We start from the raw sequence: 21,975 nt of genomic DNA on the forward strand, positions 1-21,975 counted from the left end.
CGCGCCGCCACACTACGTTTCTCAAGGAGAGTCTGCAATGTATTTGAACGGTGCTCGGTGGGTCGATCGCCTTGGTCGCCTGGTTACCTGCCTTGGCCTGACACTGCTCCCCGTGTTCGTCAGCGCGTCCGAAGATGATCCGTGGGAAGGCGTCAACCGGGCGATCTTTCGTTTCAATGACACCCTCGACATCTACGCGCTCAAGCCGGTTGCCAAGGGCTACCAGGCCGTCACTCCGCAGTTTCTGGAGGACGGTGTTCACAACATCTTCGGCAACATTGGCGATGTGCGTAACCTGGCCAACGACCTGTTTCAGGCCAAATTCCACGCTGCGGGAGTCGACACGAGTCGGCTGATCTTCAACACCAGCTTCGGTCTGCTGGGTTTCTTCGACGTTGCGACCAAGATGGGCCTGCAGCGCAATGATGAGGATTTCGGTCAGACCCTCGGTTACTGGGGCGTTTCCAGCGGCCCCTACGTCGTGTTGCCGCTCCTCGGTCCAAGCACCGTACGGGATGCGGGTGGCAAGATTCCCGATACGTTCGCTTCGCCGTACAGATACATTGATCACGTACCGACCCGTAACGTGACCCGTGCCGTGGACGTCGTAGATGAGCGTGCCAGCCTGCTCTCTGCCGAGAAGATGATCACGGGTGACAAGTACATCTTCATTCGTAACGCCTTCCTGCAGAACCGCGAATTCAAGGTCAAGGATGGCGAGGTGGTGGACGACTTCTAAGTCATACCCAATGCACGAAAGGCGGCCACTTGGCCTAATGCCAGTCAGTTAAGCATTTAGCCCAGCCCCGTAAACGGGAGAAGGGACCGAAAGCCTAGTCTGATTGGCATTGGCTACGTGGCCGCCTTTTTGTTTCCATTCTTTGCCGGGGATCAGCAGATCCGAGTGACGGCGAAGCTGCGCCGCGCGGTCGTTGTTGGAGAGGTCTGGGCATGAGGTGGGGTATTGCCTGCCTCGATGCTCAATAACGGCCTTGTTGAGCGACTGCATCCTGATGAAACGGAGCGTCTCGCTCTCGTGGCGGTCATCCAGCTCCATGCTTTTTCTCTTTTCTGATCGCTGAAACTCAATGAGCCTCTTATAACTTCCGGCGATTTCTGATGTAAAGGCGGGGCCTGGCCCGCTTGACTGGCTTGAATCGCCCAGCGGATGGGAGTACCGTCTGCGCCTTGAAGCGAACCCCCGTAATCGTACTCGGGCCTTAGGTCGGGTGCTTAGGTCAACCCATCCCTGGCGCCGTTTGCCTGGATACTCCATGCACAATCCCAGTGCCAAGCTGCTGATTATTGATGATGACGAGGTAGTGCGCGCGAGCCTCGCGGCCTACCTGGAAGACAGTGGGTTCAGCGTTCGACAGGCCAGCAACGGCCTGCAGGGGCTGCAGGACTTCGAGCGGGAGCGCCCGGACGTAGTGATCTGCGACCTGCGCATGCCCCAAGTCGATGGCCTGGAACTGATCCGCCGTATTTCGGAGTTGGAAGCTGAAACCCCGGTAATCGTGGTATCCGGCGCCGGCGTCATGAGTGATGCCGTCGAAGCCTTGCGCCTGGGCGCTGCGGACTACCTGATCAAACCCCTGGAAGACCTGGCTGTGCTCGAGCACTCGGTGCGTCGTGCGCTTGACCGTGCCGCATTGCGGCTGGAGAACCGTCGCTATCGCGAGAAGCTGGAGACCGCCAACCGCGAGCTTCAGGCCAGCCTGCATCTGCTGCAGGAAGACCAGAACGCGGGGCGTCAGGTGCAGATGAACATGCTGCCGGTGACGCCTTGGGAGGTCGATGGCCTCAAGTTCGCGCACCAGATCATTCCGTCGCTCTATCTCTCCGGGGATTTCGTCGACTATTTTCGCGTCGACGAGCGCCGCGTTGCGTTCTACCTGGCCGACGTTTCCGGCCATGGAGCTTCTTCGGCATTCGTTACGGTGTTGCTCAAGTTCATGACCACCCGCCTGCTCTACGAGTCCCGGCGCAACGGTACGCTGCCCGAGTTCAAGCCTTCCGAGGTGCTTGGGCATATCAACCGTGGCCTGATCAACTGCAAGTTGGGCAAGCATGTGACGATGTTGGGCGGCGTAATCGACGAAGATAGTGGAAAACTGACCTACAGCATTGGTGGGCACCTGCCTCTACCCGTGATGTTCAGTGAAGGTAAGGCCAGTTATCTGCCCGGCAAGGGTTTGCCGGTGGGGCTGTTCGAGGAGGCGAGCTATGATGATCAAGTCATCGATCTGCCGTCGTCCTTCAGTCTGACCTTGCTTTCTGACGGTATTCTGGACCTTTTGCCCGGCGATACCCTCAAAGAGAAAGAAGCAGCGTTGCCGGACATGGTATGTGCTGCTGGTGGCAGTCTGGATGGCTTGCGAAAGGTATTTGGGCTGGCCAGCCTGGGCGAGATGCCGGATGATATTGCCTTGCTGGTGTTGAGCAGGAACGTTGCATGAGTACCGGTAAAATTCAGTTCGCCGAAATGGACGGTACCTTCGTCCTCAAGTTTGTCGGAGAAATCCGACTGACCTTGTGTTCGGCCCTGGATTCCACCATCGAAAAGATTTTCACAGCGCTGAACTTCTCGGCGATCGTCATCGACCTCACGGAGACCCGGAGCATTGACAGCACTACGCTGGGCCTGTTGGCCAAGCTGTCCATCCTTTCGCGGCAGAAAGTAGGGTTATTGCCGACTGTGGTGACCACTCACCCCGATATCACTCGGCTGCTCCAGTCCATGGGCTTCGACCAGGTATTCAATATCGTCGGTAATCCGGTGCCATGTCCGGAGTGCCTGGAAGACCTGCCGCCGCAGGACCAGACCGAAGAGATCGTCCGTAGCAAGGTGCTCGAAGCGCACCGCATCCTGATGGGGCTCAACGAGTCCAACCGCGAAGCCTTCCACGACCTCGTCAGCGCGCTCGAGCGTAGCTGATTCCGGACTTACCCAAACCTTGATTGAAGCGCACAGCCATACGGCTGTGCGCAGCTGTTGATTAGCTTCGGGCGGCCAGCAGGGCCTCCAACTTCTCCTGGTCACGGGCGAACAGGCGGATACCTTCTGCCAGCTTCTCGGTTGCCATAGCGTCATCGTTCAACTGCCAGCGGAAATGTGCTTCGTCGAGCACGAGGCGCTCTTCACCTTGTGCGCCAGGGCTGAGTTTGCGATCCAGCGGGGATTGGTCGTCCGCCAACTGCTGAAGGAGTTCCGGGCTGATGGTCAGGCGGTCACAGCCGGCCAAGGCCTCGATCTGCCCCAGATTTCGGAAGCTGGCGCCCATCACCACGGTCTTGTAGCCATTGGCCTTGTAATAACGATAAATGCGCGAAACCGACTGCACGCCAGGGTCGTCTGCCCCGCTGAAATCGTGACCTTCAGCCTTCTTGTACCAGTCGTAAATGCGACCGACGAACGGGGAAATGAGGAACACTCCTGCATCGGCGCAGGCTGCCGCCTGAGCGAAATTGAAGAGCAGGGTCAGGTTGGTCTGAACGCCGGCGCGCTCCAGTTGTTCAGCTGCGCGGATACCTTCCCAGGTGGACGCGATCTTGATGAGTACTCTCTCGCGCCCAACCCCTGCCTGCTCATAGAGGCCGATCAGGCGCTCGGCACGGCGCAGCGTAGCGTTGGTGTCAAATGACAGGCGCGCATCGACTTCCGTGGAAATTCGTCCTGGGATCACCTTCAGTATCTCTTGGCCAACCGCAACGCCGAAGCGGTCGCACGCCAGCCCAAGATCGCCCTGGCTGCCTGCGACGGCGCCGTCCAGCAGCTCCGCATAACGCGGCATGGCGGCGGCCTTGAGCAGCAGGGAAGGGTTGGTCGTGGCATCCACCGGCTTGAGGCGGACAATGGCGTCCAGATCACCGGTATCGGCGACCACGGTGGTGTATTGCTTGAGTTGGTCCAGCTTGGAGGTCATGGCAAAACCTTGTCGTGGTGGATGGGGTGACCTTACCCGAGCCGCTATGGCGGCTCAACGGGTGCGTAAGGCCTTTTTACAGGCTTCACGAGTTGACCCGCAGACCGTGCGACGAAGTTCCCTTGAAAGGACGAAGCGCATCGTTTGGCCACGACAAGCCTGCGATCAAACAGAAGGTGGGGATGCCGAAAGGCGGGCTGCCCGCCCGCAGGCCGAACCAGTCAGTGTCCGCGCAGTAGCTCCGCTGCTTGATCGAGTAGCGTCAGGGGGGCGTTCGTTTTGTGCACGTCCACCGACAGCAGTTGACGGAAACGCCGGGCGCCAGGGAAACCCTGGGCCAGGCCCAGGACATGGCGGGTGATGTGGTGCATTACCCCGCCTTCCTGCAGGTGACGCTCAATGTACGGGCGCATGGCCGCCAGCGCCTCGGCACGGCTGGGCTGGGCGATGGTGCTACCGAACAGCGCAGCATCGACTTCTGCCAGCAGGTACGGGTTGTGGTACGCCTCCCGCCCCAGCATCACGCCATCGAAGGTCTGCAGGTGCTCCAGGCATTCGGCCACGGTCTTGATCCCGCCATTGAGGATGACCTCCAGGTCCGGGAAATCCCGTTTTAGCTGGGCCGCGACGTCATAGCGCAAGGGGGGGATTTCGCGGTTTTCCTTGGGCGAAAGCCCTTCGAGAATGGCGATGCGCGCATGCACGGTGAAACTCCGGCAACCGGTCTCGCGTACCTGGCCCACAAAATCGCAGAGCTCTGCGTAGCTGTCACGGCCGTTGATGCCGATTCGATGCTTGACCGTTACCGGAATCTCCACGGCATCCAGCATGGCTTTCACGCAATCGGCCACCAGCCTCGGGTGGCCCATCAGGCAGGCGCCGATCATGTTGTTCTGCACCCGGTCGCTGGGGCAGCCGACGTTCAGGTTGACCTCATCGTAGCCAGCTTCCTGGGCCATCCGTGCGCACGCCGCCAAGTCTGCTGGCACGCTGCCGCCCAACTGCAGGGCAAGCGGGTGCTCGCTTTCGTCATGCCGCAGAAAGCGCGCCCGATCGCCATGCAGCAGCGCACCGGTCGTGACCATCTCGGTATAAAGCAGCGCGTGACTGGAGAGCTGGCGCAGGAAAAAGCGACAGTGGCGGTCAGTCCAGTCCATCATCGGCGCCACGGAGAAGCGGCGGGACAGGGCGGGGCGCGTGGAGCTGGGGGCTTGTGCTGGGATCATCTGCAACTTCTGGATTACGACTGTCTTCGCATGCAGCTGAGCAGGGCTGCAATGGGAAGAGACACGGATGCGCAGCGATGGTGCGCGGAAACGTTACGCAGTTTATCAGGAAAGCCGCATGCGCCGCTGGCTTGGGCTGGTCGGCTGGTAGCGGGGCGGTTTGCAAGGTATGAACTCGGCGCACAAGGCAGGGCATAATTGGCCTTTTCGCCAAGCTGGAGCCCATTCCATGCAGCTCGATTTTTCCCAGATATCTCCACTGGATGCCTATCGCTGGCTTGCCTCCACGGTCACGCCACGGCCAATTGCCTGGGTTTCCACCCGTTCTGCGGACGGCGTCAGCAATCTGGCGCCGTTCAGCTTCTTCCAGGTCATCAGTGATGATCCGCCGACGCTGATGGTCAACATCAGCACGCGGGATGACGGTGAATTGAAGGACACGCTGCGCAATATCCGTGAAACCGGCGAGCTGGTGATCCACCTGGTACCTTTCGCCAAAGCGGATCTGATGAATGCCAGTGCAGCGCGGTTGCCCCATGGCATCAGCGAGTTCGAGCGCTGTGGGATCGACAGCGAGTCATCAGCGTTGGTACGGGCGCCCAGGGTTTCTGGGGCGCCGGTCGCTTTCGAGTGTCGCCTGGTGGAGGTGCAGCCCTATCCGAAGGCCAATCCGAACTGCCATTTGGTATTTGCCCAAGTGCTCCTAGCGCATATCGACGACGCAGTGCTGACCGAAGCGGGCCGAGTGGACCCACAGCGTATGGACCTGGTGGGGCGCCTCGGCGGCAGCCACTACACCCGCACCCAGGACACCTTCACCCTGATACGACCTGAGTGAGCCCGCTACGACGGCCTCTCAACGACGGGCGAGGTGACGGCGCCACAGCTTGTCGACTTCCACCACGGCACAAGTCGCCACGGCTGTGGCCAGGCACCAGCCCCAACCCAGAACGCTCTGGTCAGCGGTTCCAAACAGCGTCTGGAACGCTGGCACGTAGGTGAAGGCCAACTGCAAGACCACCATCAGCGCGACCATGCCCCAGACCATGGGGTTATCGCGCACGCTGAAATGGGCAGGGCTGTTCACGCGACGGCTGCTGAACAGGTATCCGATTTCTCCGAACACCAGGGCGTTGACCGCCAGCGTGCGGCTGGCCTCCATACTCCACCCCAGTTCCTGCGTGTAGATGAACAAGCCGAGGCTGGCCAGGGTCAGCAGGAGGGATACCAGGAGGATCAACCAGAGCAACTCGGCCGAGAGCAGAGGCGCCTTCGGGTCGCGAGGCGGGCGCTGCATGAGGTCGTCCTCCGCCGGTTCGAATGCCAAGGCCAGGGCCAGGGTAACGGCGGTAATCATGTTCACCCAGAGTATCTGCAGCGGCGTGATGGGCAGCGTCAGTCCCAGGAGGATCGCCGTGAGCAAGACGAATGCCTGGGCGCCGTTGGTGGGCAGAATGAAGAGGATCGACTTGCGCAGGTTGTCGTAGACGGTCCGACCTTCTTCTACGGCATGGGCAATGGTGGCGAAGTTGTCGTCGGCCAACACCATTTGCGAGGCCTCCTTCGCCGCTTCTGTGCCTTTGATGCCCATGGCGATACCGATGTCGGCGCGCTTGAGGGCGGGGGAGTCGTTGACGCCGTCGCCCGTCATGGCCACCCGATCACCGCAGGCCTGGAGGCGCTCCACCAGGCGCAACTTGTGGCTTGGACTGGTGCGGGCGAACACACTGGTTTCGGCCAGGCGGGCGTCTAGCTCGCTGTCGTTCAGTTCATCCAGGTCGGCGCCGGTCAGCGGCGTGCAGGCCGGGAGACCGAGGCGCTCGGCAATCGCCGCAGCGGTGGCAGCATGGTCGCCGGTGATCATCTTTACCTTGATGCCGGCGCTGTGGCACTGGGCAATGGCCCGGATCGCCTCTTCGCGCGGGGGGTCGAGCATGCCGACCAGGCCAAGCAACACGAAACCGCTCTCCAGGTCCGCGTGGTCCAGATCATGGTGGGTGCTGGGGCTCTGGCGGCGAGCCAGGCCGATCATTCGCAGGCCGGAGGCGGCGCCTTCTTCCAGCACTTCGTCCCAGACACGCGGATCCAGCGGCTCGGCCCTCCCGTCTCGCCATTGCTGGTCGCAAACGTCCAGCAGACGTTCCGGGGCGCCGACCAGGTAGATCAGTCCGTTGCCATCGCCGTCGCGGTGCAGGCTGGCGAGATAGCGTCGTTCCGAGCTGAAGGGAATTGCATCGAGCCGGGGCAGTAGCTCTGTCTCTTGGTCTCCGTCCAGCCTAAGTTTGCCGGCCAGGGTGAGCAGGGCCGCCTCGGTGGGGTCGCCTGTGATGCACCACTGGCTGTCGACCTCGCAAAGGCTGGCGCTGTTGGCGAGCAAGCCTGCGCGGCCCAGTTCACTCAGATCGTCGGGCCATTGTTGCGCTGCTTGGCCGTCGGCATGCCGGATCGCGCCCAGGGGGGCGTAGCCAACACCTTCGACGTCGTAGCGGTGGGCGGCGGTGTAGACACGCTGTACGGTCATTTCGTTGCGGGTCAGGGTTCCGGTCTTGTCGGAACAGATCACCGTCACCGCCCCCAGGCTTTCCACGGCAGGTAGACGGCGGATGATCGACTGGCGCCGGGCCATGCGCTGCACGCCCAGGGCAAGGATGATGGTCAGGACTGCCGGCAAGCCTTCGGGAATCGCGGCTACAGCCAATCCCACGGCGGCCATCAGCATGTCGTTGGCGCTGTAGTCGCGCAGCAGGTACCCGAAGGCGAAAGTGGCCGCGGCCAGTCCGAGAATGATCAGTGTGAGTTGCCGTGCGAAGCGCGTCATATCAGCCAGCAGCGGGGTTTGCAGCTGCTCGACGCTGCCGAGCAGATGACTGATGCGGCCTAGCTCGGTATCGCCCGCCGTTTCCACCACGACGCCAATGCCACTGCCGGCACTGACCAGGGTGCCGGAGTACGCCATGCTGCGGCGGTCGCCGAGGCAGGCATCCGTAGTGACGGCTTCTCGGGTCTTGTCGCTGGGCACGGACTCGCCGGTCAGCGCAGCCTCTTCGATGCGCAAGTCACGGGTCTCCACAAGGCGTAGGTCGGCGGGTACGCGGTCGCCCGCTTCGAGCAGGACCAGATCGCCGGGTACCAGGTTCTCGGCAGGAATCTGGCGCACTTCGCCATTACGCTTCACGCGGCTGTCCAGGGTAAGCAGTTTCTGAATGGCCCGCATGGCCTGCTCGGCCTTGCCTTCCTGGATGAAGCCGACGATGGCGTTGATCAGCACGACGGCGAAGATCACTGCGCTGTCGAGCAACTCGCCAAGGGCGAGGGTGACCAGGGTCGAGGCCAGCAGGACATAGATCAGCAGATTGTGGAACTGCATCAGGAAACGCTTGAACGGGCCTACGCCGGGCCGTTGCGGCAGGCGGTTGTGGCCGTGGGTGGCGAGGCGCCGCTGGGCTTCCTCGTCCGTCAGCCCAGCGGGCCCGCTGTCCAGCCTCTCCAGAGCGGTATCAGCGGATTGTGCGTGCCAAGGCGTTGGGATTGGCGCGTTCATCGTGTCCTCCGTGGCAATGTCTGGGGACAGAGCCTACTTCACTTCAGGCCAATCCATTATTGGCTTGGGTCAGTTCTGACATTTCGGAAAGGAAAGCTGAAAACGATCCAAAAGCGACCTTCATGTAGTCAATAACAGCACCTGGTGCCTGACTGGCAAGGTTGTGGCTTGTCGCCAGCATGGCGCTGCTCCAATGTTCGGCCTTCATGGGACCGGGTAGCGGTGTCCAACGGCGACGTATCGCGCGTCGTGTTCGTCGGGTAGTCACCTCGTACGGAGGTTGGGGCATGTGGAACGTCTTGCAGCAAGGGCTGGCGAGCCTGAGTACGGCCAAGAAGTTGATGCTGGGGTTCGGTGTTGTGCTGGTGTTGACTCTTGTAGTGGCAGGGACTGGCTTTACGGCCTTGCGCGCAGTCGATGAACGAGCACGTCTTCTGGAAGATGTGAGGGCGATCCGCAGCAATGTGCTGACCATTCGGCATACGGAAAAAGACTACGCCTTGAGTGCTGACACTCAGTTTGCCGAGGCGCTGCAGCAGCAGGCCGATGCCATTGCTGCGCGCAGCGAAGCCCTGGGCGTTCGCCTGGAAGGTCCCAGTCACGTGGCCTTGGGCGAGGTGGGCCAGGCGATGGCCGAGTACCGAGGGGCCTTTGACCGCTACGTGGAACTGACCGATAGCCTGCGACTGTCGCTGGAAGCCGCAAACTGGCTGGTGGTCAGTGCCTCCAACAGCCTTGATGTCTTGCAGACTGGCTTGAACGAGGATGGCTTAGACCTTCTGAAAAGCTCGCAGGGCGCCGAAGGTGCGGCGCTGGTGACCCAGGGCGGGCAGATTGGCCGCATTTATCAGTTACTATTGCAGGCGCTCAACCAAGCGCGGTTGCGCCTTGAGCAGAGCCGCAGTTCGGGCGAGGCTGGCACGTCGGATATCCAGGAGGCGGTGGAGGCGCAAAAGCTTGCCGCCGAACTGCGCGATACCATGCAGGACCCAGGCTACGCTGCGGTACTGACCGAAGTGATTGGCAACGTCGACTCCTTCAATGAACGTCTCCGTGAATACACCGCGACCCTTGAGAAGCAGCGTCAGGAATATGCGCAGCTGGAGAAGCAGGCGAAACGTATCGTCGAGGCGGTCGATCAGGCTTATGCCCTGCAGAAGGCGGATATGCAGGCACAGCAGGATGCCAGTTCGATGCTGATTCTGATGGCTGCCGCCCTGGCCCTCGCGATTGGCCTGGCGGCTACGGCAGTCATCACCCTCCTGATAGTGAGGCCCTTGCAGCGCGTGATTGGCCTTGCCCGGCAGATCGCCGAGGGTGACCTGAGTGCCAGCATCGAGGTGCAGCGGCGCGATGAGATCGGCCAACTGATGGCTGCCATGCAAAGCATGTCCAACAACCTGCGTGAAATGGTGGGGCGTCTGCAGGGTGGTGTCACTCAGTTGTCCGTCTCCGCCCAGGCGCTGTCGGCAGTCACCGAGCAGACTCGCATTGGCGTCAACGACCAGAAAGAGGAAACCGACCAGGTGGCCACGGCCATGAGCCAGATGGCTGCGACCGTCCAGGAGGTGGCACGCAATGCCGAAGCGGCGGCGGCCTCTACCGAGTCGGCGGACAGCCGGGTCAATACGGGCAGCCAGGTGGTGCGCCAGACCCTTGATCGGGTCAACCAGCTTGCCCGTGCCATGGAAGAAACCACCAGCAGCATCCAGCAGCTCAGTCAGGACACGCAGAGCATCGGCACGGTGCTGGACGTGATCAAGAACGTGGCCGAACAGACCAACCTGCTCGCGCTCAACGCCGCCATCGAAGCGGCCCGAGCCGGTGAGCAGGGGCGCGGGTTTGCGGTGGTGGCCGACGAAGTGCGGGCCCTGGCGCGGCGCACGCAGCAATCCACTGCAGAGATTGAGCGGCTGATCGCCACCCTGCGTGAGGGTGTGCGCAATTCGGTCATGCATATGCAACAGAGCGGCAGCTTGGTAGAGATGACAGTCCAGGACGCCAACTTGACGGAGGACGCACTGGCCGGCATTGCCGAGGCGGTGACGCTCATCCATCAGATGAATCAGCAGATCGCCGCAGCCGCCGAGCAGCAGAGCGCCGTGGCCGAAGAGATCAATCGGAGCGTTACCAGCATCCGAGACATCGCCGACCAGTCCGCTAGCGCCATGGAGGAGACTGCATCGTCCAGCACGCAACTGGCGCGCCTGGGGCACGATTTGCAGGGCATGGCGGCGCATTTTCGTTTGTGAGTTCGTGGTCGGCCCCCGGACTGAGGTCTCGGCTAGCACAGCCCTCAGTGCCGAGGGGTGTTTCTGCTGCTTTCGTAAGACCTGTCCCACAGTTTTATGAGTTAAGTTTACTGGGCGCTTTGCCATCGCCTAGGCAGCCAGTAGCATCGGCGCATTGCATTGGGGAGTGAAGAATGCGAGCGAAACTGGATGCCTGCCTGAATGCGGTGAACCAGGTGCTGTTGGGCAAGGATGCACAGGTACGCCTGGCGCTGACCTGCTTGCTGGCTCGTGGGCACCTGCTCATCGAGGACTTGCCAGGCATGGGCAAGACCACCCTCGGCCATGCCCTGGCAAGGGTCCTGGGGCTGAGTTTCCAGCGGATCCAGTTCACCTCCGACCTGCTGCCCGGCGATATTCTCGGCACCTCCGTTTTCGACAAGGACAGCGGCCAGTTTGTGTTCCACCCTGGGCCTGTGTTTGCCGAGCTGGTGCTGGCCGACGAAATCAACCGAGCCACCCCGAAGAGCCAGAGCGCATTGCTCGAGGCCATGGAGGAAGGGCAGGTGACCATTGAAGGTGCGACCCGTCCTCTCCCGGATCCTTTTTTTGTGATTGCTACGCAGAACCCGGCCAGCCAGGGCGGCACCTTCGCGCTGCCGGAGTCGCAACTGGACCGTTTCCTGATGCGTCTGTCGCTGGGTTATCCCGCCAGGGCGGCGGAGAAGGCGCTGCTGCTGGGCGAGTCGCGTAGGGCGGTATTGCCGCGCCTGGAGCCGATTCTCGACCATGCCGAATTGGCGTTGATCCAGGCTGAGGTGGGCAAGGTGATGGTCAGCGATGCGCTGGTGGATTATGTGCTGCGCCTGGTGGGCGCCACCCGCAGCCAGCCACATTTCGCTTTGGGGCTGTCACCGCGAGCCAGCCTGGCCTTGCTTGCCGCGGCAAGGGCTTGGGCGTTGCTGGCGGGGCGCGATTACGTCATCCCCGAGGACGTCCAGGCGGTGCTGCCAGCCGTGGCCGGCCATCGGTTGCGCGAGCGTGCCGACCCCTCTGGCCATGGCGGCGGCGCCCTGGTGCAATGGTTGCTGCGCGAAGTACCGACGCTTTGATGCTGGAAGGGCAGGTCAATGCGCATTGGGACCGCTGGTTGGCCAGGCGGATTCCACGGGCCAGCCAGGTGCGCTTGAACCAGCGACGCATCTTCATCATTCCCACTCGTGCCGGCATGGCGTTTGGGCTGGCGCTGGCACCGATGCTGCTGGTGGCCATCAACTACCAGAACAGTCTGGCTTATGCGCTGACTTTCCTGCTGCTGGCCGTTTTCCTGGTCGCCATTCTGCATACCTTTCGTAATCTCACCGGCCTGACACTGAAGGCAGCGGGCGGTGCACCGGTCTTCCTGGGGGAGCAAGCCCACTTTCGGGTGGCCCTGGAAAGTGCCGGGCGCGGCCACCAGGCCATTGCGCTGGGGTGGCTGCCTGCGCCCCTGCAGGTGCAGGACGTACCGGCCCAAGGTGGTTGCGACGTGGAGCTGCACCTGCCGACGCAGCGACGAGGCTGGCTGCGCCCCGGGCGATTGCGGGTCGAAAGCCGCTTCCCACTGGGCCTGCTGGTGGCCTGGAGCTGGATCGACCTGGACCAGACCCTGTTGGTCTACCCGCAGCCCGTGCCAGGCGATCTGGCACTGACTGATGGTGGCGCTGACGGCGACGGCGAAGAGGGGGTTCACGTGCTGGGCACCGGCTCTGACGACTTTCAAGGGCTGCGCGCCTACCAGCCGGGCGATTCGCGCAGGCGTTTGCACTGGAAGGCCTATTCGCGCGGGCAGGGCCTGTTCATAAAGGACTTCGCCACCCTTGCAGGTCGTGATCTGTGGCTTGACTTGGAGCGGGTCGACGGCGACCTGGAGCACCGCCTGGGGTTGCTTTGTCATTGGGTGTTGCAGTTCTCAGCGCGTGGCCAGCCCTTCGGATTGCGCCTGGGGAACATATGCATCGAGCCGGATATCGGCGAAGCGCACCGGGACGCCTGTCTGCGGGCGCTGGCGCTGTTCGGGGGATCGGTGTGAGCGTCTCCCGGCCTCTGACCCGGATCGGCCTGACCTGGTTGCTGGTCGCCCAGGTCCTGGTGATCCTGCCGCATCTTCAACATCTGCCGATCTGGATCATCGGCTTATGGCTGGGCTGTGCCGCGTGGCGCGTGCAGATATTTCGCATGCGCGTCACCTTCCCCAATGCCTGGGTCAAGGCAGTCTTGGTCATTGGCGTGGGCGCCGGCGTGGTGCTTTCTCGCGGTACCTTGGTGGGGCTGGATGCGGCAGTGGTTCTGCTGGTAGCGGTGTTCATCCTCAAGCTGGTGGAAATGCGCAGCCAGCGAGACGCCTTGGTGCTGATCCTATTGGGGTTCTTTACCCAGGTCACTGCCTATCTGTTCAACGACGGCATGCTGGCCGCGCTGTACAGTCTCCTTCCGCTCAGCACGCTGCTGGCGGCCTTGGTGGGGTTGCAGCAAAGCCGTTATGCCGAGCGGCCGCTGGTGCCGCTGACGGTTGCTGGCAGTCTGTTGTTGCAAGCCGTTCCCTTGATGCTCCTGCTGTTCCTGTTCTTCCCCCGGTTGGGGCCGTTGTGGTCATTGCCGATGCCGAGCGACAAGGGCATCACCGGTTTGTCCGACAGCATGAGCCCTGCTGACGTCGCTGAGCTCAGCCAGTCTGGTGAGCTGGCCTTCCGGGCCAGCTTCGATGGGCCGGTTCCCGCCAGCAACCAGCTGTATTGGCGAGCACTGACGCTGGAGCGTTTCGATGGCAGGCGCTGGTCACAAGCGTTGACCACTCGGTATGCCATAGGCGCGCACTGGGAAAAGCGCGGGGCTCCCCTGAGCTACAGCATCGTCATGCAGCCCAGCGGCAAGCCTTGGCTGTTTGCGCTGGACGTCGGCCAGACTGTGGAGCCCGGTACCCGCCAGATGTCCGATTTCCGGCTGGAGCGGCAGGGGCCGGTCGACCGCTCACTGCTTTATCAGGTCACTTCCTGGCCAGATGCCGTGCGCGAGGCGCAGGGCGATCCGGCAGCATTGCGGCGCGCGCTGCAACTGCCCGAGCAAGGCGATCCACGGAGCCGCGCCTGGGCTCGTGAGTTGAAGCAACGCTATACGGATACCGCACAGTTGGTCGGCGCCGTACTCGAACATTTCCGTAGCCAATCCTATGTTTACACCTTGCGGCCACCGACCTTGGGAAGCGATAGCATCGACGCCTTCCTGTTCGACAGTCGTCGAGGCTTCTGCGCCCACTACGCCGGAGCCATGACCTTCATCCTGCGTGCGGCAGGCATCCCTGCACGGGTGGTGGCGGGCTATCAGGGTGGCGAGTTGAACCCGGCCGGCAACTACGTGCTGGTGCATCAGTTCGACGCCCACGCGTGGGTCGAGTACTGGGCGCCAGGGCGAGGCTGGGTCAGCGTCGATCCGACCTTCCAGGTGGCGCCGAATCGCATCGAGCTGGGCTTGGAGGAGGCTGTGGCCAGCGAGGAGAGTTTCCTTGAGGGATCGCCTTTGTCGCCGCTGCGTTATCGTCAATTGGCCTGGCTGAACCAGGTCCGCCTCACCTGGGACAATCTCAACTACGGTTGGCAGCGCTGGGTGCTGGGTTATCAGGGCGAAGCACAGGGCAATCTGTTCCGGCGCTGGTTCGGAGCGATCGATCACCAACTCCTCGGTGTTACGCTGGTTGCGGCTGCGGCCTTGATTCTGGCCACCGTGGGGCTATTTCTGTTCCGCCCGTGGCGGCGTGAGCAGGATCCTCAAGTGCGTTTGTTCCAGCACTTCGAACGCGTACTGGCGCAGCATGGCGTTCAGCGCAGCCCGGGAGAGGGGCCCCGTGCATACGCCGAGCGCGCGTGCCTCGCATTGCCGCAGCAAGCCCTGGAGATTCACGCCTTCCTCGATGCCTTCGAGGCCTGCCAATATGCCGGCCGTCCGACCGCCGACACGCAGCGCCTGCTGCGGGCAGTGCGCCGGGCCCTGCCTTGGCACCTGCGCCGCCCGCGATGAGTCACGCTTTTTTTCGCTTGCCCTAAGCTGAGGGAAGCCCTTGGAGAGCCTGATAATGGCCAATCTGCTGGATGACCTGATCGCCCAGGTCTTGCGACTCGACATCCGCCTGCATGCCTGTGTTGCACGATTGGGCGCGCGTACCGATGGGGCCGCCTTGAGTGACTTGCGTGTGGCCCTGCTGCGATTGCGCGGGCTGATGCGTCCCCTGCGCGGCCTGCCCGTGGCGGACGTGCTGGACGAAGCCGTGGCGGCCGTCGGGTCGCTCAGTGGTCCGCTGCGTGATCAGGAGCTGCTGGTGGCTGAACTGGAACAGCAGGGGCTTTTTCACCTGGCGAAGGCGCGGCGCAATGCACTCGAGGCAGGTTATGCGCAGCTTTTGCAGGCGGCAGGAATGGATCGATTGTTCCTGGTGCTCGATGCCTGGCCGCGGTTGATGCGCGTGTCGGAGCGCGAAGGCGTGCTGGCAAGGCTGCACAAGCGAATGGAACGCAGGTTGGCGCGAGACTGGAGGAGCTTGTGTCGTTCACTCAAAGCCTCCAGTCACGATCGTGATCGCCTTCGTCAGTTGATCGAGCGCGTGCGCCAGGAGGTGGAAGCTTATCCGGCCATGTGCCAGGCCTCACCCAGGACCTTGCGTCTGTTGATCGGTGCACAGGTCGCACTTGGCGTCTGGCATGACCGTACGCAGTGGTTGCTGCGGGCCGAGCAGGAGGCTGAGCTACGACCGCAGGTTCGGGCGTGGCAGGTGGCGCTGCACGCGGCTGAGGTGCGCTCGGATAGGGTGCTGGACAAGCTGCTGGCCAGCTTGCGCTGAGAACTCACCCGATCAGTTTGGGCGATGTCTTGGCATTTCTCCCTCCCTGGTTGTCCCTGTAGTCCTGTCCGGTCGCTTTCGAGCGACAGGTGCGATCGCCTAAGATCGCGGGCTAGGGCGTTGAATCTTTAGGGATGCGAGATGATTTTTTCCGAGTTGATCCAAGCGGTTCGCGACAATCCGAATGGGGTGGTGGTGCCGGCCAGTTGGGGCCAGGGACGAGCTGTCTTTGGCGGCATGGTTGCGGCGCTGGCCTATGAGGCCATGCGCACCAAGGTGCAAGCCGGTCGACCGGTGCGTTCGTTGGCGATCAGCTTCGTCGGGCCGCTGGAGCCCGAAGTCCCAGCCAGTTTCGAGGCCGAGGTACTGCGTGAGGGCAAGGCGGTCAGCCAGATGTTTGCCCGAGTCGTGCAGAAGGGCCAGGTCGTCGCATTGGTGCAGGGCAGCTTTGGCGCCTCACGGGCCTCCAGCATCAACGTCGAGGCCGAGCCTGCTCCAGAGATGAAGGGGCCGGAGGCGAGTCAGGAGCTGCCTTTCATTCCGGGCGTGATGCCAGAATTCACCCGTCACCTGGCGATGCGTTGGGGGGTAGGTGGCATGCCCTTTACCGGTAGTCGCGAGCGCGATATGGGCGGCTGGGTACGTTTTCGTGGCGACGTGGAGCGTGAACCGGTTAGCGAGGTGCATCTGCTGGCTCTGGTCGATGCCTGGCCTCCAGCAACCATGCCACAGTTGAGCGCCCCGGCGCCTGGCAGCACGCTGACTTGGACCATCGAATTCGTGCAGCCTGTGCCACAACTGGATACCCATGACTGGTGCAAGTATCGGGCTCGCGTCGAGCACGCGCGCGATGGCTATGGCCACGCTGCAGCGGCCCTATGGACCCCCGCAGGCGAGTTGGTGGCGTTGAGCCGGCAGACCGTTGTTGCGTTCGGCTGACGCTGTTCGTGTCTAGGCTCTGCACGCAAAGTGCCTGCACATCGGTGATGCTGCGTTGAAATCGCCCTCAGAATGCTCATTTACAACACGTAAATTCCGCTTCTTCGGGCAATTTCGCCTTGCCTGACCTTCGCTCGACGACTTTTCGTACAGAACCTAATGCCGCTTGCGCCAGTTGTGCCACCACTTTCCACTCAGGACAAAGCGCGGGAAGGTGATGAACTGTTCCACCAGCAGACGGCTGATAGCGTCCTTGCGACTGGCAAACGGCTCGGGCGCTACCGCCTCCAGCTTGTGCCCTTGAGCTTGCAACACCAGAGAGGCGGCAATGCCTATCAACCCCAGCACCAGGGGGCGGAAACTGAAGCTGAACAAGCCGTAGACCAGCGTCAGTGCGGCGACGACGAACAAAGGTACTGCCAGCACATGCAGCAGGAGGTTGGTCGGATGCTTGTGGTTGTCGGCGTAGGTGCGCCACTGCCAGGCATGCAGGTTGGGAAGGCGTTTGCCCATGATGCGCTCCTTGGGGTCATGCAAGGAGGTTAGACCGGTCCTTGCAGGCCGGCGAATGGATTTGCCCAGAATGCAAATCGGGCTGGGATCTACAGCTTGAGCTGGTGGATGGCCAGAGACAATTCGCTCGCCAGCCCGGCCAGTTCCGAGCTGGTTGCTGCGGATTCAACCGTCTGGCTGACCGTCAGCTCGGTGACATCGCGGATTCCGACCACTGCGCGGGTCATTTCCTCTGCCACCTGGCTCTGTTGTTCAGCCGCCACTGCAATCTGAGTATTGCTCTCGCGCATCTGCGCAACAGCGCAGGTAATGGCGGCCAATGCTGCGCCGGCATCATGGGCCGCCTTGACGCAGTCGTCGGCCTTCAGCGAGCTTTCCTGCATGAATTCGACCGCATCACGCGTACCGGCCTGGAGTGCGCCGATCATGTTGGTGATCTCGTCCGTGGAGTCTTGTACGCGCCTGGCCAGATTGCGTACTTCGTCGGCAACCACTGCGAAGCCGCGGCCCATATCGCCGGCCCGCGCTGCCTCGATGGCCGCGTTCAGGGCCAGCAGATTGGTTTGCTCGGCGATGCCGTGGATGACGTTGACCACCCCGCTGATCTTGTGGCTGTCCTCGGCAAGGCGCTGGATCATCTCCGCGGTCTGCTGGACGCCGCTGGATAGGTCAGCGATGGACTTCTCTACGCGCTCGACGACCTGCTGACCTTCGCCGGCAAGCTGATCGGCGCTCTGCGACTGATCGCGGGTGTCCGCCGCATGCTGGGCGATGTGGTGGACGGTGGCGGACATCTCGTTGATGGCTGTGGCTGCCTGGTCGGTCTCACTCTGCTGGCCCAGCATGCCCTGGCGAACGTCGTCCATGCTGCCGGCGAGGCGCGCAGCGCCCTCGTCAAGGCGGGCGATGGCCTGGGCCACTGTATTCACCACGCGTTGGTAACCAGCCTGCATGGAGTTGAAGGCATTGGCCATCTGGCCGACCTCATCGCGGCTGTCGAGCGGCACACGGGCCGACAGGTCGCCACTGCGTTCGACATGGAGCATGACGGCCTTGAGCGTGTTGAGGTGGCTGAGAAGGAAGCGAATCAGCAATTGCGAGGCGGCTAGCAGGGCCATCATCAAAATGAATACCGCCACCGCGTAATCGAAGCTGCGCATCCCCAGCACTTGCAACAGGCTCGGGGCATGGGCCAGCACGGCCACACGCTGCCCGCCAGCGAGTTCGATGACCGCGGCCCCGACCAGTGCGTCGTTACCCAGCAGCCCGTCGTGTTCGAGATCTACCCAACCTTTGGCGTAAGTGGGGAGCGACCCCTGTTGGCCAGGCAGCTGTGGCGTGGCCCCTGAGCTGAATTGCATCAGGTGCGGAGATTTCGGCAGGGGCTGCTCAGCGGGCCAGTCTGCAAGCAGTCGTGCTTGGGCCTCGGCCGAGGTCCGGGCAGAATCCACGCGGGCTTGCTGTTCCAGATGAAGCGCGTGAAGCACCAGCAGGAGGACAATGAGGAAGGCCACCGCGTTGACGGCCCAGAACTTGTATTTCAGGGAAAGATCGCGAATCCAGGTGGCCATGATGTACTTTTTCTAGTCTCGGTCGGTCAGGAGTTGGCAATATGCCAGCATTTTCCTACGGCCACTTCTCATGGGATTTGATCCGAATCAACGGGCTTCCGAGTTGCTCGTACCGGCGAGGACCGGCAGGCCGAAGAAAGCGCGGGCACAGTCTGTGCTGTGCTGGGCTAAGTCCTCCTGGGTTTCGTCACGATGCAGGGCTACTTCTCGCAGTACCTCGGGCAGGTAGGCCGGCTCGTTGCGGCCGTTCTTGGGCTTGGGGCGCAGACTGCGTGGCAGCAGGTAGGGTGCGTCGCTTTCGAGCATCAGGCGGCCCCGGGGGATGTCGCGGACCAAGGCGTGCAGATGTGTGCCACGGCGTTCGTCGCAGATCCAGCCGGTGATGCCGATATGCAGGTCCAGGTCCAGATAGCCGTAAAGGGCGCGCTTCTCGCCGGTGAAGCAATGCACAACGGCTGCGGGCAGCCGGTCGCGGAACTCGCGCACGATAGCCAGCAGGCGTTCATCCGCATCACGTTCGTGCAGGAATACTGGTTTGCCCAGTTCGCAGGCTAGCGCCAGTTGCTCCTCAAGCGCTTTTTCCTGAAGCGGGCGGGGTGAGAAATCGCGATTGAAGTCCAATCCGCATTCACCAACGGCGCGAACCCGTTCCTCGCCTAGCAGGGCGCGCAATTGTTGGTGGCTCTCACCATTCCAGTTGCTGGCCTCATGGGGGTGTACACCTGCCGTGCAGAACAGCCGCTGGCCGCTGTCGTCCAGATCGGTGGCCAGCAGTAGGGCCAGCTCGCTGTCCTCCAGGCTGGTGCCGGTGAGTACCATTTGGCATACGCCAGCGGCTTGCGCACGCTCCATGACGCCTTTCGGTTCGGAGGCAAAGCTGGGATGGGTCAGATTGATGCCAATGTCGATGAGTTGCATGGTGCTACCTCGGGTTGCGACAGGGCAGCATATCAAAGCTCGAAATAAATCAATAAAGCCATCATTTACAGGAACTTAGCGTCGGATGTTGAAGTCGATACATCGTCTTGACTGGCATCAGGTGTGCTGCTGTGACACTCTCCGCACCCCACGCATGCCGTAGTCATCCAGTGGCGACCCGCCTAGGCAGGCCTGGGTGAGCACTGAAATCCCGTTCCGGCCCTGGAGACCCGATGACGCGAACGCTGCTGTTCCTGCTTTGCCTGCTGGCACTGGCGCCATTACCGGCCCTCGCACGCCTGGCTGGCCCGCCGGAAGTCTGGCAGAAGCCGGTAGCGACGCGCGACCTGGCGCAGGTACGCAGGAGCGGCGTACTGACGGTGCTGGTGAACCAAAGCCGCAACAGTTCGGGTGAGGTCAAGGGGGAGCCCATTGGCGTCGAATATCACCGGATTCGTGCGTTCGAGCAGTACCTCAACCGCAACGCCCGCGACGGGCGTGAAATCCGGCTCAAGATCATTCCACTGGCCAAGGACCAATTGCTTGGAGCGTTGCAGCGCGGAGAGGGTGACCTGGTGGCGCCCGGTGAGCTGCTCAGCGCGCGCGGCATCGGCGGTGTGAGTGCCAGTGTGCCGCTGCGCAAGGATGTGCCGATGGTTTTGGTCAGCCGACAGGGCAATCGCCGCTATCTGCGCCTGGAGCAGCTTGCTGGCCGCAGCATTGCGTTGCCGGCGGGGAGCGCGGCAGCGGAGCCACTGCGCCAGGTGAACCGCAAATTGGCTGAGCGCAGGCTGGCGCCGATCATGGTCGAATGGGTGGACCCGAGCCTGGCGGTCGAGGATGTGCTGGAGATGGTGCAGGCGGGGATATTACCCGTTACGGCGGTCGAGCAACCCATTGCCGAACGCTGGGCCAAGGTGATGCCGAAGCTGCGCCTGGAAAAGCACCTGGTGCTGGACCGGCAAGGTGACATGACTTGGTTCGTCCGACGTGATGCCCCCATGTTGCGTGCCAGAGTCGATCGTTTCCTAGCGTCCTATCGGGTGCCCGACGATCAGGACGCGGCTTTTCAGCGCGTTTATCGACGCCTGTACAAGGTGCACAACCCGCTGGCTCGCAGCGAGCGCCAGCGACTGGAGCGCGTGCGGCCGGTGTTACAGCGTTACGCCGAGCAGCATCGTTTCGATTGGTTGAATCTGGCGGCGCTCGCATTCAAGGAGTCCAGCCTGAACCCCGGCGCGCGGGGCGCCAGTGGGGCGACCGGACTGATGCAGATCACGCCGGGTGCAGCGCGTAGCGTTGGTGTCGGCAACATTCATAAGCTGGACAACAATGTCCAGGCTTCGGCGAAGTACCTGGCCATGCTGCGACGCAGTTTCTTCTCCAGTGCACAGCTCAATGAGCGGGAGCGCATGGCCTTCATCCTGGCGGCCTATAACCTGGGGCCGCAGCGCGTCCAGGGGATGCGCGCAGAAGCGCGGCGGCGGGGATTGAACCCCAACCAGTGGTTCTTCCAGGTCGAGCGAGTCGCTGCCGAGCAGGTGGGTATGGGCGTCGTGAGTTACGTGAACAGCGTGAACAAGTACTACCTGGCTTATGAGCGCGAACGTTATCTATTGGAACCCGCAAAAAGCAGCGGTTCTTTGAAGAAATAATCAAATTATTCGATAATGGTTTTGCGAATTTTGCGATTTTAATATCGAAATAATCTACTAAGCTGTTGCCTATCGACTCCCACATCAAAGGAACACACGATGAGCAATACGATCAAAGCCGTACTTTCTACTAACGCCGGCTACGGCATTACCCTGCTGCGCATCATCACGGGCCTCACCTTCGCTGCCCATGGTTCGCAGAAGTTGTTCGGGATGTTCGGTGGCTACGGCTTGGCGGGCACAGGGCAATGGATGGAGACCATTGGCCTGACGCCTGGTTACCTGATGGCGCTCATGGCCGGCAGCGCCGAGTTCTTTGGCGGATTGGCCCTGGTTGTCGGCTTGCTGGTTCGCCCGGCTGCTGCAGCGCTGGTCGTCGCGATGGTCGTGGCTATCTTCAGCGTCCACTGGGCCAGCGGTTTCTTCATCACCAACGGCGGTTACGAGTACGCGATGATACTGGGGTTGATCAGTGCAACCTTGCTGATCGAAGGTGCCGGCAAGCTCTCGCTGGATCGCAACCTTTCAAGCTGATTCTGATCGTTCCCGTCACCAGGCCCACGTATGTGGGCCTTTTGCATTTCA

General features: G+C 62.1%; 20 protein-coding genes and 1 pseudogene. 13 read left to right on the plus strand and 8 right to left on the minus strand.

The features are described from left to right. Positions 1 to 37 precede the first annotated feature (37 nt). Complete coding sequence (locus OXH74_RS17605) at positions 38 to 739, plus strand: VacJ family lipoprotein (protein WP_375738127.1); 702 nt, start codon at positions 38 to 40, stop codon at positions 737 to 739. Between the two features lie 48 nt (positions 740 to 787). On the opposite strand, the gene OXH74_RS17610 is transcribed toward OXH74_RS17605, so the two are convergent. Beyond that, entirely contained in the window at positions 788 to 1,057 is a 270-nt protein-coding gene (locus tag OXH74_RS17610; protein WP_375738128.1) for a hypothetical protein, read from the minus strand. 217 nt (positions 1,058 to 1,274) lie between these two features. Between OXH74_RS17610 and rssB the strand changes: the two genes are divergently transcribed. Beyond that, entirely contained in the window at positions 1,275 to 2,459 is a 1,185-nt protein-coding gene (gene rssB / locus OXH74_RS17615; RefSeq protein WP_215369213.1) for a two-component system response regulator RssB, read from the plus strand. Further along, complete coding sequence (gene rssC / locus OXH74_RS17620) at positions 2,456 to 2,938, plus strand: anti-sigma factor antagonist RssC (protein ID WP_375738129.1); 483 nt, start codon at positions 2,456 to 2,458, stop codon at positions 2,936 to 2,938. The genes rssB and rssC overlap by 4 nt, the downstream gene beginning before the upstream one ends. Before the next feature lie 61 nt (positions 2,939 to 2,999). On the opposite strand, the gene tal is transcribed toward rssC, so the two are convergent. Together tal and dusA are read right to left on the minus strand one after the other, a co-directional pair. Then, positions 3,000 to 3,926 carry a transaldolase gene (gene tal / locus OXH74_RS17625; protein WP_375738130.1) on the minus strand — a complete coding sequence of 309 codons (927 nt, stop codon included), beginning with the start codon at positions 3,924 to 3,926 and terminating at the stop codon, positions 3,000 to 3,002. Between the two features lie 221 nt (positions 3,927 to 4,147). Beyond that, positions 4,148 to 5,152 (minus strand): tRNA dihydrouridine(20/20a) synthase DusA, encoded by a 1,005-nt coding sequence (gene dusA / locus OXH74_RS17630; protein ID WP_375738131.1) that lies wholly within the window; start codon positions 5,150 to 5,152, stop codon positions 4,148 to 4,150. A gap of 229 nt (positions 5,153 to 5,381) precedes the next feature. Here dusA and OXH74_RS17635 point away from each other — a divergent pair, with 229 nt between their 5' ends. Next, on the plus strand, positions 5,382 to 5,990 hold the full coding sequence (locus OXH74_RS17635) for a flavin reductase family protein (RefSeq protein WP_375738132.1): 609 nt from the start codon (positions 5,382 to 5,384) through the stop codon (positions 5,988 to 5,990). 18 nt (positions 5,991 to 6,008) lie between these two features. On the opposite strand, the gene OXH74_RS17640 is transcribed toward OXH74_RS17635, so the two are convergent. Both OXH74_RS17640 and OXH74_RS17645 read right to left on the minus strand, forming a co-directional pair. Next, positions 6,009 to 8,693: a cation-transporting P-type ATPase gene (locus OXH74_RS17640; protein ID WP_375738133.1), complete on the minus strand. Its 2,685-nt coding sequence runs from the start codon at positions 8,691 to 8,693 to the stop codon at positions 6,009 to 6,011. Positions 8,694 to 8,736: 43 nt separating this feature from the next. After that, complete coding sequence (locus OXH74_RS17645) at positions 8,737 to 8,874, minus strand: hypothetical protein (protein WP_215369479.1); 138 nt, start codon at positions 8,872 to 8,874, stop codon at positions 8,737 to 8,739. A gap of 1,024 nt (positions 8,875 to 9,898) precedes the next feature. Here OXH74_RS17645 and OXH74_RS17650 point away from each other — a divergent pair. The 7 genes and pseudogenes from OXH74_RS17650 to OXH74_RS17680 form a co-directional block, all read left to right on the plus strand. Continuing rightward, positions 9,899 to 10,090 (plus strand): annotated as a pseudogene (locus OXH74_RS17650) (HAMP domain-containing protein); the annotation flags it as partial. A gap of 141 nt (positions 10,091 to 10,231) precedes the next feature. Further along, positions 10,232 to 10,945 carry a methyl-accepting chemotaxis protein gene (locus OXH74_RS17655; protein ID WP_375741641.1) on the plus strand — a complete coding sequence of 238 codons (714 nt, stop codon included), beginning with the start codon at positions 10,232 to 10,234 and terminating at the stop codon, positions 10,943 to 10,945. Positions 10,946 to 11,118: 173 nt separating this feature from the next. Beyond that, positions 11,119 to 12,036 (plus strand): AAA family ATPase, encoded by a 918-nt coding sequence (locus OXH74_RS17660; protein WP_375738134.1) that lies wholly within the window; start codon positions 11,119 to 11,121, stop codon positions 12,034 to 12,036. Next, complete coding sequence (locus OXH74_RS17665) at positions 12,036 to 12,995, plus strand: DUF58 domain-containing protein (protein ID WP_375738135.1); 960 nt, start codon at positions 12,036 to 12,038, stop codon at positions 12,993 to 12,995. Before OXH74_RS17660 ends, OXH74_RS17665 begins: the two co-directional genes overlap by 1 nt. Then, a complete protein-coding gene (locus tag OXH74_RS17670) occupies positions 12,992 to 14,977 on the plus strand; it encodes a DUF3488 and DUF4129 domain-containing transglutaminase family protein (RefSeq protein ID WP_375738136.1) in 1,986 nt (661 codons plus the stop codon). Before OXH74_RS17665 ends, OXH74_RS17670 begins: the two co-directional genes overlap by 4 nt. Before the next feature lie 55 nt (positions 14,978 to 15,032). Further along, entirely contained in the window at positions 15,033 to 15,794 is a 762-nt protein-coding gene (locus OXH74_RS17675) for a CHAD domain-containing protein (protein WP_375738137.1), read from the plus strand. A 141-nt stretch (positions 15,795 to 15,935) separates the two neighbouring features. Beyond that, on the plus strand, positions 15,936 to 16,733 hold the full coding sequence (locus tag OXH74_RS17680) for an acyl-CoA thioesterase (RefSeq protein WP_375738138.1): 798 nt from the start codon (positions 15,936 to 15,938) through the stop codon (positions 16,731 to 16,733). Between the two features lie 156 nt (positions 16,734 to 16,889). Here OXH74_RS17680 and OXH74_RS17685 read toward each other — a convergent pair whose 3' ends face one another. The 3 genes from OXH74_RS17685 to OXH74_RS17695 form a co-directional block, all read right to left on the minus strand. Further along, on the minus strand, positions 16,890 to 17,246 hold the full coding sequence (locus OXH74_RS17685) for a terminase (RefSeq protein WP_375738139.1): 357 nt from the start codon (positions 17,244 to 17,246) through the stop codon (positions 16,890 to 16,892). Between the two features lie 89 nt (positions 17,247 to 17,335). Further along, positions 17,336 to 18,817: a methyl-accepting chemotaxis protein gene (locus OXH74_RS17690; RefSeq protein ID WP_375738140.1), complete on the minus strand. Its 1,482-nt coding sequence runs from the start codon at positions 18,815 to 18,817 to the stop codon at positions 17,336 to 17,338. 87 nt (positions 18,818 to 18,904) lie between these two features. Beyond that, positions 18,905 to 19,735: a TatD family hydrolase gene (locus tag OXH74_RS17695; protein ID WP_375738141.1), complete on the minus strand. Its 831-nt coding sequence runs from the start codon at positions 19,733 to 19,735 to the stop codon at positions 18,905 to 18,907. Positions 19,736 to 19,968: 233 nt separating this feature from the next. Here OXH74_RS17695 and OXH74_RS17700 point away from each other — a divergent pair, with 233 nt between their 5' ends. Both OXH74_RS17700 and OXH74_RS17705 read left to right on the plus strand, forming a co-directional pair. After that, complete coding sequence (locus OXH74_RS17700) at positions 19,969 to 21,390, plus strand: transglycosylase SLT domain-containing protein (protein WP_375738142.1); 1,422 nt, start codon at positions 19,969 to 19,971, stop codon at positions 21,388 to 21,390. A 99-nt stretch (positions 21,391 to 21,489) separates the two neighbouring features. After that, positions 21,490 to 21,924, plus strand: coding sequence for a DoxX family protein (locus OXH74_RS17705; protein WP_215369503.1), 435 nt, complete (start codon positions 21,490 to 21,492; stop codon positions 21,922 to 21,924). The last annotated feature ends 51 nt before the right edge of the window (positions 21,925 to 21,975 follow it).

The sequence above is a fragment of the Metapseudomonas boanensis genome (assembly GCF_042232855.1).
Taxonomy (GTDB): Bacteria; Pseudomonadota; Gammaproteobacteria; order Pseudomonadales; family Pseudomonadaceae; genus Metapseudomonas; species Metapseudomonas boanensis.

What these genes read in the sequence shown, in the direction of transcription:
- OXH74_RS17655 (WP_375741641.1), top strand. Translation starts at nt 10,232, where the DNA reads ATGAGCCAGATGGCTGCGACCGTCCAGGAGGTGGCACGCAATGCCGAA.
- OXH74_RS17700 (WP_375738142.1), top strand. Translation starts at nt 19,969, where the DNA reads ATGACGCGAACGCTGCTGTTCCTGCTTTGCCTGCTGGCACTGGCGCCA.
- OXH74_RS17610 (WP_375738128.1), bottom strand. Translation starts at nt 1,057, where the DNA reads ATGGAGCTGGATGACCGCCACGAGAGCGAGACGCTCCGTTTCATCAGG.
- OXH74_RS17675 (WP_375738137.1), top strand. Translation starts at nt 15,033, where the DNA reads ATGGCCAATCTGCTGGATGACCTGATCGCCCAGGTCTTGCGACTCGAC.
- rssC (WP_375738129.1), top strand. Translation starts at nt 2,456, where the DNA reads ATGAGTACCGGTAAAATTCAGTTCGCCGAAATGGACGGTACCTTCGTC.
- OXH74_RS17640 (WP_375738133.1), bottom strand. Translation starts at nt 8,693, where the DNA reads ATGAACGCGCCAATCCCAACGCCTTGGCACGCACAATCCGCTGATACC.
- OXH74_RS17685 (WP_375738139.1), bottom strand. Translation starts at nt 17,246, where the DNA reads ATGGGCAAACGCCTTCCCAACCTGCATGCCTGGCAGTGGCGCACCTAC.
- dusA (WP_375738131.1), bottom strand. Translation starts at nt 5,152, where the DNA reads ATGATCCCAGCACAAGCCCCCAGCTCCACGCGCCCCGCCCTGTCCCGC.
- OXH74_RS17660 (WP_375738134.1), top strand. Translation starts at nt 11,119, where the DNA reads ATGCGAGCGAAACTGGATGCCTGCCTGAATGCGGTGAACCAGGTGCTG.
- OXH74_RS17635 (WP_375738132.1), top strand. Translation starts at nt 5,382, where the DNA reads ATGCAGCTCGATTTTTCCCAGATATCTCCACTGGATGCCTATCGCTGG.
- OXH74_RS17695 (WP_375738141.1), bottom strand. Translation starts at nt 19,735, where the DNA reads ATGCAACTCATCGACATTGGCATCAATCTGACCCATCCCAGCTTTGCC.
- OXH74_RS17680 (WP_375738138.1), top strand. Translation starts at nt 15,936, where the DNA reads ATGATTTTTTCCGAGTTGATCCAAGCGGTTCGCGACAATCCGAATGGG.
- OXH74_RS17705 (WP_215369503.1), top strand. Translation starts at nt 21,490, where the DNA reads ATGAGCAATACGATCAAAGCCGTACTTTCTACTAACGCCGGCTACGGC.
- rssB (WP_215369213.1), top strand. Translation starts at nt 1,275, where the DNA reads ATGCACAATCCCAGTGCCAAGCTGCTGATTATTGATGATGACGAGGTA.
- tal (WP_375738130.1), bottom strand. Translation starts at nt 3,926, where the DNA reads ATGACCTCCAAGCTGGACCAACTCAAGCAATACACCACCGTGGTCGCC.
- OXH74_RS17605 (WP_375738127.1), top strand. Translation starts at nt 38, where the DNA reads ATGTATTTGAACGGTGCTCGGTGGGTCGATCGCCTTGGTCGCCTGGTT.
- OXH74_RS17645 (WP_215369479.1), bottom strand. Translation starts at nt 8,874, where the DNA reads ATGCTGGCGACAAGCCACAACCTTGCCAGTCAGGCACCAGGTGCTGTT.
- OXH74_RS17690 (WP_375738140.1), bottom strand. Translation starts at nt 18,817, where the DNA reads ATGGCCACCTGGATTCGCGATCTTTCCCTGAAATACAAGTTCTGGGCC.
- OXH74_RS17665 (WP_375738135.1), top strand. Translation starts at nt 12,036, where the DNA reads ATGCTGGAAGGGCAGGTCAATGCGCATTGGGACCGCTGGTTGGCCAGG.